Origin of the sequence: Actinoplanes sp. NPDC048791, assembly GCF_040650095.1 — a bacterium.
Classification (GTDB): Bacteria; Actinomycetota; Actinomycetes; order Mycobacteriales; family Micromonosporaceae; genus Actinoplanes.
In genome coordinates this window covers 1-9,041 of the sequence record NZ_JBEZGQ010000277.1, presented here as the reverse complement: position 1 = coordinate 9,041, position 9,041 = coordinate 1, and the positions used below count along the sequence as shown (strand labels likewise).

Below are 9,041 nucleotides of genomic sequence, written 5' to 3'. Positions count from 1 at the left end.
CAGCTCACCGCCAGGCAGGCGGCCACCAGTGGCCAGGTGAGCACGCCCCGGGCGATGCCCAGCGCCACCACGGCATGCGCGGCCCAGAGCGGCACGAAGACGGCGAGCCGGACCAGATACTGCGCGACCCACACCCAGCTGCCCAGCGAGTACGCCCGCAGCAGCGCCGGATCACGCCGCCAGCGGGTCCGCTGGCCGAGCACCGCACCGACGATGACGCCCAGCAGCGGCCACCGGACGACGATGCTGACCGCCCAGGCCAGCGCGCTCGCCGCGTTCGTGACGATCTGCACCAGGAAGAAGTCCTCGGCCCGGCCGGTGCGCAGGGCGATGAGCGCGGCGACGCACACGCCGAGCAGCCCGACCAGGACCGCCCGCGGCTTGTCGCCCTGCCGCAGCCGCCATCCGGCGACCACCAGCGCGGCGACGATCGCGGCGCCGGCGCCGATCCAGATCGACCGGCCACCGGCCAGCCACCCGGCCACGAAGACGACCGGTGGCACCGTGGCGTCGAGCGCGGCCCGCCGCCCACCCAGCAGATCGGCCAGCGACTCCGGTTGCGCCACGTCCCACCCCGCTCTCGACTTAGGCCAGCCTAACCGGTGGCCATTCGCCGGAAAAATCTGACACTTTTGACCGTTTATAGAGGTATTCGTCGGGTATATGGCGCGGCGGGATCAGGCCGCTCCGTGCGCGCCGGGGAGACGGTGAAAATCCATGACAGTGGTTGACGAAGCCCTCCTGCGGGATGCGGCCCGGCTGACCGCGGTCGAACGGGCCCGCCGGGTGGCGCCGAACCTGCCGATCCCGCTGGATGCGATCGCCCGGACGGCGGCCCGGCTGCTGGGCGCGCCGATGGGGGTGGTGTCGTTCGTCGGCGCGGACGAGGAGCATTTGGCGGGCATGCACGGTGTGCCCTGGTCGCCGGCCGCGGGACGGCCGGCGCCGATGGCCTACTCGGTGGGCAAGTACGTGGTCAGCGCCGACCGTCCGGTGTCGTGTGACGACATGACCGTCGAGCAGGATCGGCCGGTCCGCGAGCATCCGCTGGTGTCGGAGTTCGGGGTACGGGCGTTCATCGGCGTGCCGTTGCGTGACGGTGCCGGCCGGCCGGTCGGCTCATTGTCGGTTCTGGACGACCGAACGCGACGGTGGACCGATGACCAGCGGTCGACACTGGTCGAGATCGCAGGTCTGCTCGGCCCGGTCCCGGTGGATGCGCCGGCCGCCCCCGGGCCGGTCGCCGATCTCGATACCGGCGGGTTGCTGGACGGCCTGCAGGAGGCCTTCGTCGCGGTCGACGCCGACGGGACGGTCGTGGGGTGGAATGCCGCCGCACGTGACCTGCTGGGATTCGACGCCGAGCAGGTGTGCGGCCACCCGTTGCGGGACACGGTACTGCCCGACTACGGCGGCCGGCCGGTCGGTGAGGCGTTGGCCCGGTTGTTCGCCGCTCCGGGGGCGCGCCGGGTGTTGCGGCAGGTCGTCCTGCGCCACCGCGACGGCCACGAGGTCCCCGCGAGCGTGGCGTTGTCCATGGTGCGGGGCACGCACGGTGCGCTGGCCTGTGCGTTCATCACGGATCTGTCCGCCCAGGTCGTCGCGGAGAACGACGCGCAACGTCAGCACGGTTTCCTCGCCGCCCTGCTGGACAGCCTCGGGGTCGGAGTGGTGGCCTGCGACGCCGACGGGCGGGTGCGGTTGATCAACCGGGCCATGCGTCGCGTGGAGGGCCTGCCCGAGACAGGGGAGCTCAGCCCCGCGCACGTAGCGGCGGGCGCCGCGATGCTGCACCACAGCGACGGCACACCGATGAAACGGGGGCAGACACCGCTGATGCAGGCCTGGCGCGGCGACACCGTGCGCGACGCCGACCTCATGGTCAAGGCGCCCGGGCTGCGCAAACGCCTGTTCACCGCCAACGCCCGGCCCATCGTCACCGGCGACGGCCGCAGACTGGGCGCGGTCGTCGCGCTGCACGAGGTCACCGCGATGCGTCGCGCCGAACGCTTCCGCGACTGCCACGCCCAGGTGCTGCGGGCCATGGCCGAGGCGTCCTCTCCCGCCGAGGCCGCGCCGGGGGTGTTGCGGGCGCTCGCGACCGTCCTCGAGTGGCCGCACGCCGAGTTGTGGCTGATCGACGAGGTCACCGACACGCTGCACAAGGCCGGGCACTGGACGACTGCGGGGTACCGCATCGACGACCTGGTCGGCGGTCCGATCGTCAAAGGTGCCGGGATCACCGGCACCGTGTGGGCCACCGGGCAACGGCTGTGGGTGCCCGACATCACCCGTACGCCGCACCTGGCCACCGAGGAATCGCTGGCCCGGGCCGAAGCCTGCGCCCGCCGAGGTCTGCGGGCCGTGCTGGCGGTGCCGGTGCGCGACGGCACCGACATGTTCGGCGTGCTGGTCGGCTACGCCGACACCGCCGAAGCTCACGAAGACCTGCTCACGGTCCTGCTCGACGGGGTCGCGGCGCAGATCGGGCAGTTCGTCGCCCTGTGCCGGGCCCAGGAACTCGCCCGTCAGCTGACCCGGGCCAAGGACGACTTCCTCACCCTGGTCGGCCACGAGATGCGCACGCCGCTGACCTCGATCGCGGCATACACCACCGTGCTCGCCGACGAGGCGGGAGCGCTCGACGACGAGCAGCGGGCGATGGTCGCCACCATCGACCGCAACGTGAACCTGGTGTGCGACATCATCGACACCCTGCTCGATCTCGCCGGCCTGGACGCCGGACACGTGCAGCTGAGCACCGGTGAGCTCGAGGTCGCCGGACTGCTCGCCGCGGCAGTCGAGGCCGCCGGACCGCAGGCGGCCGCCGGGAACGTACGCATCCACACCTCGTTGCCGCGACGGTTACCCCTGCACGGTGACGCCCGGCGACTCCGGCAGGTCTTCGACCACCTGCTGTCCAACGCCGTCATCTACAACCCGGGCGGCGACGTGCAGGTGCACCTCACCGAGGAGCACGGCGTCGTCGACCTGGTGATCTCCGACAACGGCATGGGCGTACCCGCGGGCGAACACGACCAGTTGTTCGACCGTTTCTACCGGGCCAGCAACGTGCGTCATCACGGCATCGCCGGCCAGGGGCTGGGACTGAGTCTGGTCCGCACCATCGTCGAGCTGCACGGGGGAACCGTCACGCTCAGCGCCGGGAAGTCCGGCGGCACCACCGTCGTCGTCCGGCTCCCGCAGCGCTGAGGACGAACCACCGTCAGAAAGGAAACGGAGCCGGTATGGCGAACGTGCTGATCGCCGAGGACGACGAGGACATCGCCTTCATCGTCATGCGGCTGGTGCGACGAGCGGGGCACCTCGGTCAGCACGCCGCCGACGGCGTGGCCGCGCTGGAGCGGGCCGAGCAGATGCGTCCCGATCTGGTGGTGACCGATCTCGGCATGCCCCGCATGGACGGCTTCCAGCTGACCCGGGCGATCCGTGAGCACCGGGACCTGCGGGACACCCCGGTGGCGGTCCTCACCGGTTCGCTGGTGCCCGGCGACCCCCGTGCCCCGGCCGCCGCCGTCTGTGCGGTGCTGCTCAAGCCCTGCGACAACGAGAAGCTCATCGCCGTCATCAATCGCCTGGTCGACCTGGGGCCGCACGCTCACGGCGACGTCCCGTCCCGCTGTCCGTTCGGCGACGACGCCTGAGGCAGCACACAGGCTGCATCGAGCTCTGTCCATGGTCCCGTTCGGGTGATGGTTGCCGATGACGGCCAGGCCGGCGTTGACCCGGTACCGCCACTCCACCGACACTTCCCGAAGGCCGTGCCGACGACTCGGCCGATCTGGGGAGAAGGACCGCTATGGGGGTAGATCCTCCGTACCTGCTCGGCAACGGTGAGGACAACAGCGGCTCGGGCGTGTCCGTCACCTGCGACGTGGACACCGCGGTGGTCGAGATGGTGGTGTCCGGACAGTGGACCAGGCGTCTGGCCCTGGACACGTACACCGTGCTCCAGAAATGTCTCGCCGAGCATCCCGCGGCGGTCATCGTCGACGTGCGGGGGTTGAAGGACCGGCACGCGGACAGCGCCGCGATGTGGCTGGCCGCGCACCGGACGACCGCGGGCCTGCAACCGCCGGTGCAGCTCGCCCTCGCTGTCCCCGGATCCGGACCGCTGTCCCGCCGGCTGGACTGGATCGGGATATCCCGCAGCGTCCCGATCTTCGCCACCCTGGAGCAGGCTCGCACGGCCGTCGTCAGCCGTCGCCCGCTCACCGACCGGCTGCAGCTGACCCGGCTGGCGCCGGGACCGGGTGCGGCCGGAGTGGCCCGTGACCTGATCGATGTCGCCTGCGAAGCCTGGGGTTTTCCGAATCTGCGGCATCCCGGCCGGCTGGTGATCTCGGAGCTGGTGGCCAATGCCGTCCAGCACGCCCGCACCCCCATGGCCGTCACCGTCTGGCGCCGGCAGAGCGGGCTGCACCTCTCGGTGCGCGACGGCAGTCCGCGGTTGCCCGGGCAGCCGGCCACCACGCCGGCGTCGTCGCGCGGCGGCGGTCAGGGCCTGCTGCTCGTGGGCACGCTGGCCTCGTCCTGGGGCGCCATGTCGACCCGGGACGGCAAGATGGTCTGGGCCACGATCCGTTCGTGCCGGCATCCATCGCCATGACATTGGTGGAACCCCACATCGATGCCCCTGGTCATTCCTCGACGTGCGATGTTTTCGTCTCCGCCCGCGACGGTCAGGCGTCGACCATCGCGGTTCGTGGTGACCTCGACTTCGCTGTCCAGCGCGCGGTGCAGACCGCGCTGATGGGTGTCATTGCCCGCGATCGGCCGGGCCACGTCGTTCTTGATCTGTCCCGGCTGGATTTCTGCGACTGCGCCGGCGCCCGCATGCTGGCCGAGGTACGACAGAGGATCATCGCGTGGGGCGGGACGTGTGTCGCTGCCGACCCGCAGCGGCATGTGGCCTGGCTGATGCACTGGTTGCAGGACCACGCGAGTTGACGCCGGGTGCACCCGGCGGGCGGAAGTGCGTACCGGCGAGGCGCTTCGTGATTGGCGGGGGCCCGGTTCGGGGAAGGGCATGGCGGGGGTGATCCGGGTGTCCGACTCGATGGAAGCGGTCCGGCGACTGCTCGACCTGCGCTATCGCAGCCGGCCGGAGGATCTGCCGACGGCGCTGAGCGATGTCGCGCCGCTGCTGGACGCCGTCAGTGTCACCGTGCTGCTGGTCGACTACGAGCAGTTGTCGCTGTGGCCGTTGCACGGCACGCCGGGCAGTCTGGAGCCGCGGCCGGTGGACGGGACCCTGGCCGGGCACGCCTTCTGCACCGCCGAGACGACCAACGAGAAGACGTGTCTGTGGCTGCCGCTGCTGCACGGCGCGGAACGCCTCGGGGTACTCGAGGTGTGGCTGCGCGATGCGCCGGGAGAGCGGGAGCGGCGTGACTTCGGGGTGATCGCCGCGCTGGTCGCGGAGCTGATCGCGAGCCGGCGCTTCTACGGCGACGCGGTCGAGCGCACCCGGCGCCGGTTGCCGATGCAGCTGGCCGCCGAGATCATCTGGAACCAGCTGCCGCCGCTGACCTTCGCCGCGAACGGCGCCCTGGTCACCGCGGTCCTGGAGCCCTGCTACGACGTGGGCGGGGACGCCTTCGACTACGCGGCGAACGGCGACATCGTGCACGTCGCCCTGTTCGACACCGTCGGGCACGGGATAAGTGCAAGTGCGCTGACAACGCTGACTTTGAACACGTACCGCAATGCCCGGCGCTCCGGGCTGGACCTGGCCGACACGTACCGCTCGATCGACAAGTGGATCCGCGCCCAGTATCCCGGCGCGTTCGTCACCGCCGTGCTCGGTGAGCTGGACACCGGCACCGGCCGGTACCGCCGGATCGCCGCCGGGCACCCGGCCGAGCTGCACATCCGTGGCGGCCGGGCGCTGCCCGCGCTGCCCACCCCGACGGCGTTGCCGCTCGGTCTGGGGCACATGCTGCCGCGGCCGCCCGGCGTCACCGAGCTGCTGCTCGAGCCGGGGGACACCCTGATGCTGTACACCGACGGGATCACCGAGGCCCGCTCGGCCGACGGGGAACTGTTCGGGCTGGACCGGCTGGCCGACTTCATCGTCAAGGCGATGGCCGAGGGCTCACCGGCCGAGACCATGCGCAAGCTGATCCACGCGATCGTGTCCTACGAGAACGGTGAGCTGCGCGACGACGCGACGGCTGCCCTGGTGCAGTGGCAGCCGTCGCCGGTCGTCAAGCCTTCGCCGTGGTGAGCCGCCCCGGTCCGGGGCGGGGCCCGCGGATGCCGGTGCGGTCGAGAATCGCGCGGGTCATGACCAGCACGCAGATGCCGCCGTTGAGGAACGACGCGGCCACGTCGCTGGGGTGGTGCATGCCGCGGTACATCCGGGTCAGCGCCACCCCGATGGGCACGAGCAGCAGCAGCCAGGCCGCCCGCTTGAGCCAGGTGCGGTTGGCCACCCGGAAGAGGATCACGGCCAGGCCGAGGTAGAGCGCGACCGCCGCGGAGGTGTGCCCGGACGGGAAGCTCGACGTCGGCGGGGACGTGTCCATCTTCTCCACGTCCGGACGGGGCCGGTCGATGACCAGCGTGGTCAGGAAGAAGACGACGGCCTGGGCGCAGACCGCGGCGCAGAGGAAGATCGGCTCGCGCCAGCGCTTGAGGACCAGGCGCAGCGCGAGCGCCGCCAGCACGGTCACCGCGATGATCGCCGGCGTGCTGGCCAGGGTGCTGAAGATCAGCGAGACCAGGCTGATGTCATGGGTCCGGTCGCGCTCGAACTCGCGGTTGACCGAGTCCTCGATCGTGAACGGCCACATGTGCATCATGACCTTGGTGATGAGCAGACCCAGGGTGATCATGACGCCGAGGAGGACGGCGACGGGGGCGAACACCCGTTTGAGGGCCTGAACCGCGATATCTGCCATGGCCGGCGCATTACCCGCCGGCGTTCGTGCGCGAAACTACACCCGCCTTTCCGGCTTGTCCCGAGTAAATGCGACAAGGATGGGTTTCGAATCAGATGGGGAGCTCACCGAACGCGTCAATACGGTTGCCCGCGGTGAAGATCCGGCAGACTTGCCTCGGTCGATCGGTTAACCCCGGTGTCGGCGACCGGTCCCGGCGATAGGTTGACATCCGTCGACGGCGCCGCAATTCATTGGCACAAATCTGTGTTGAGCTGCGAAAACTGTCGTTTCAACAACCGGACGTGCGAATTTGTCGATCCCGATGGGCGATCCACCGGGCTGGCGTCTCCGAAGTAGACCTGTGGGAGTAGGCAGGCCCCGACAAGTGGACGACCCCGGCCCGGTGCCGGTCGTCCCTCGCTGAAGGGTGGTGCGATGATCCGGGTCGCGGTGGTGCGGGACGAGGGATATTTCGGTGTCCCGGTACGGGTACTTCTGGAATCCAAGCCTGATCTGCATTACGTCGGCACCCTGCCGTTCGCCGGTGATCTCGCGCAGCGGGCGGCGGAGCTGTGGCCGACGGTGATCGTCATCGACACCGAGTACATGGTCAGCCAGGTGCTGCCGATGGCGGCCGAACTGCACGCCACCATCCCGTCCTGCGCCATGCTGCTGCTCTGCGACCCGGCCAAGCGCGGCATGCTCCCGCCCCGGCGCTGGGCCGGCGGGCTCAACTTCCTGCTCAAGGACGTCTCCGGGGCGGTGCTGGCCGATTCCGTACGCCGCCTGGCCGCCGGTGAACGCGTCGTGTCGCCCCTGCTGCAGGCCGCCTCGCTCAACACCGACCGGGGCCTGAGCACCCGCGAGCTCGAGGTGCTCGGGCTGGCCGCCGAGGGGGAGTCGGTCAGCGACATCGCCGGCCGGCTCTACCTGTCCGGCGGTACGGTCCGCAACTACCTGTCCGCCGTCATCACCAAGACCGGCGCCCGCAACCGCCTGGACGCCATCCGGATCGCCCGTAAGGACGGCTGGTTGCGCTGAGGCTGCGGCGGCCGGGCACGTACCGTTGACCGGGATGCCATTTCATCAGCTCGACGTGCCGGCACTGCCCATCCTGCTGCCGCTGGGCGGCGTGCTCATGATCGTCTCCTGGGTGTTGCTGCACCGGCGCGGCCTGCTCGGCGCCCGCCGCCTGACCACGGCCTGGATCGCCGGCTGGTACGCGGTGGCCGTGATCGGCGCGACCCTGCTGCCGCTGCACCTGGCCTGGGGTCCCGGCGCCGGTCCGCCGGAGCTCTACCGGATCATCCTGGTCCCGCTGATCACCATGCGGGTCGACGACTTCCTGCTCAACATCGTGATGACGCTGCCGCTCGCCGCCCTGCTGTATCTGGTGGCCGGCCTGCGCGAACGCCGCCGGGTGGTGCTGACGGGTTTCCTGGTCAGCCTGGCCATCGAGATCACCCAGGCCGTCATCTGCCTCGCCTGGCACGGCAACCGCTGGGCCGACGTGAACGACCTGACCGCCAACACCCTGGGCGCCTGGCTCGGCTTCCTGATTTTCTGGCGGGCCATGCGCTCGGCACGCGTCCGCGAGCTGGTGCGCGGCTGGTCGCTGGTGCGGGCCGAGCCCGCGGCGCCGCCGGTTCACCGCCCCGCGACCCGGTCGTAGAGCCGGGAGACCGAGGCGGCCACGGCGGTGGCGCTGTAGCGGTCACCGGCCGAGCGGGCGGGCAGCCGGGCGCCGTGGCGTTCCCGGTGACAGAGGACTTCGGTGCGCAGCGCCCGGACCAGCGATTCGGGATCGCGCGGGGAGAGCCGGTGGGCGCCGTCGAGGACGGTCCGGGCCGCGGCGAGCTCGTCCAGTGGCGGGCAGGTCGCGTACAGGGCGGGCAGGCCGGCGGCGAGGGCCTCGAGCACCACCAGCCCGGCGGTGTCCGGGCCGGGCGGTGACGCGAAGACGTCCATCGCGCAGAGCATCTCCCGGGCGTGGCCCACGGTGCCGGCGAACCGGACCCGGTCGGCCAGGCCCTCGATGACGGCGAGCCGCTGCAACGCGACCCGGGCCGGGCCGTCGCCGACCAGCAGCAGGGTGACCCCGGGCAGCTCGCCGACCGCCCGGATCAGCCGGTC

The 9,041-nt window shown here is 71.0% G+C and carries 10 protein-coding genes; 7 read left to right on the top strand and 3 right to left on the bottom strand.

Features of this window, described 5'->3' with window-relative positions; translation table 11 throughout:
- On the bottom strand, positions 1 to 566 hold a 566-nt coding region (locus AB0C29_RS20890), incomplete at its 3' end, for a DUF3159 domain-containing protein (RefSeq protein WP_360822439.1).
- Positions 567 to 717: 151 nt separating this feature from the next.
- Here AB0C29_RS20890 and AB0C29_RS20885 point away from each other — a divergent pair.
- From AB0C29_RS20885 to AB0C29_RS20865, 5 genes are all read left to right on the top strand, one after another.
- Positions 718 to 3,213, top strand: a complete 2,496-nt coding sequence (locus AB0C29_RS20885; protein ID WP_360822437.1) for an ATP-binding protein — start codon at positions 718 to 720, stop codon at positions 3,211 to 3,213.
- 35 nt (positions 3,214 to 3,248) lie between these two features.
- Positions 3,249 to 3,665, top strand: coding sequence for a response regulator (locus AB0C29_RS20880; RefSeq protein ID WP_360822435.1), 417 nt, complete (start codon positions 3,249 to 3,251; stop codon positions 3,663 to 3,665).
- A 155-nt stretch (positions 3,666 to 3,820) separates the two neighbouring features.
- The gene (locus AB0C29_RS20875) at positions 3,821 to 4,630 is read left to right on the top strand and encodes an ATP-binding protein (RefSeq protein ID WP_360822433.1); all 810 of its coding nucleotides are present in this window, start codon (positions 3,821 to 3,823) and stop codon (positions 4,628 to 4,630) included.
- Positions 4,609 to 4,971 (top strand): STAS domain-containing protein, encoded by a 363-nt coding sequence (locus AB0C29_RS20870; RefSeq protein ID WP_360822431.1) that lies wholly within the window; start codon positions 4,609 to 4,611, stop codon positions 4,969 to 4,971. The genes AB0C29_RS20875 and AB0C29_RS20870 overlap by 22 nt, the downstream gene beginning before the upstream one ends.
- Positions 4,972 to 5,068: 97 nt before the next feature.
- Positions 5,069 to 6,250: a PP2C family protein-serine/threonine phosphatase gene (locus AB0C29_RS20865; protein ID WP_360822429.1), complete on the top strand. Its 1,182-nt coding sequence runs from the start codon at positions 5,069 to 5,071 to the stop codon at positions 6,248 to 6,250.
- Here the strand turns inward: AB0C29_RS20865 and AB0C29_RS20860 are convergent.
- The gene (locus tag AB0C29_RS20860) at positions 6,231 to 6,926 is read right to left on the bottom strand and encodes a phosphatase PAP2 family protein (RefSeq protein WP_360822427.1); all 696 of its coding nucleotides are present in this window, start codon (positions 6,924 to 6,926) and stop codon (positions 6,231 to 6,233) included. The genes AB0C29_RS20865 and AB0C29_RS20860 overlap by 20 nt on opposite strands.
- A gap of 417 nt (positions 6,927 to 7,343) precedes the next feature.
- On the opposite strand from AB0C29_RS20860, the gene AB0C29_RS20855 reads away from it, so the two are divergent.
- Together AB0C29_RS20855 and AB0C29_RS20850 are read left to right on the top strand one after the other, a co-directional pair.
- Positions 7,344 to 7,949 (top strand): response regulator transcription factor, encoded by a 606-nt coding sequence (locus AB0C29_RS20855; protein WP_360547465.1) that lies wholly within the window; start codon positions 7,344 to 7,346, stop codon positions 7,947 to 7,949.
- Positions 7,950 to 7,983: 34 nt separating this feature from the next.
- Positions 7,984 to 8,580 carry a VanZ family protein gene (locus AB0C29_RS20850; RefSeq protein WP_360822425.1) on the top strand — a complete coding sequence of 199 codons (597 nt, stop codon included), beginning with the start codon at positions 7,984 to 7,986 and terminating at the stop codon, positions 8,578 to 8,580.
- Here the strand turns inward: AB0C29_RS20850 and AB0C29_RS20845 are convergent.
- The coding region (locus AB0C29_RS20845; RefSeq protein ID WP_360822423.1) for a glycosyltransferase at positions 8,556 to 9,041 on the bottom strand (486 nt) is incomplete at its 5' end. The two genes, AB0C29_RS20850 and AB0C29_RS20845, sit on opposite strands and share 25 nt — an antisense overlap.

Excerpts from the sequence above, each read along its gene's own strand:
- AB0C29_RS20850 (WP_360822425.1), top strand. The coding sequence starts at position 7,984 with ATGCCATTTCATCAGCTCGACGTGCCGGCACTGCCCATCCTGCTGCCG.
- AB0C29_RS20860 (WP_360822427.1), bottom strand. The coding sequence starts at position 6,926 with ATGGCAGATATCGCGGTTCAGGCCCTCAAACGGGTGTTCGCCCCCGTC.
- AB0C29_RS20885 (WP_360822437.1), top strand. The coding sequence starts at position 718 with ATGACAGTGGTTGACGAAGCCCTCCTGCGGGATGCGGCCCGGCTGACC.
- AB0C29_RS20880 (WP_360822435.1), top strand. The coding sequence starts at position 3,249 with ATGGCGAACGTGCTGATCGCCGAGGACGACGAGGACATCGCCTTCATC.
- AB0C29_RS20855 (WP_360547465.1), top strand. The coding sequence starts at position 7,344 with ATGATCCGGGTCGCGGTGGTGCGGGACGAGGGATATTTCGGTGTCCCG.
- AB0C29_RS20875 (WP_360822433.1), top strand. The coding sequence starts at position 3,821 with ATGGGGGTAGATCCTCCGTACCTGCTCGGCAACGGTGAGGACAACAGC.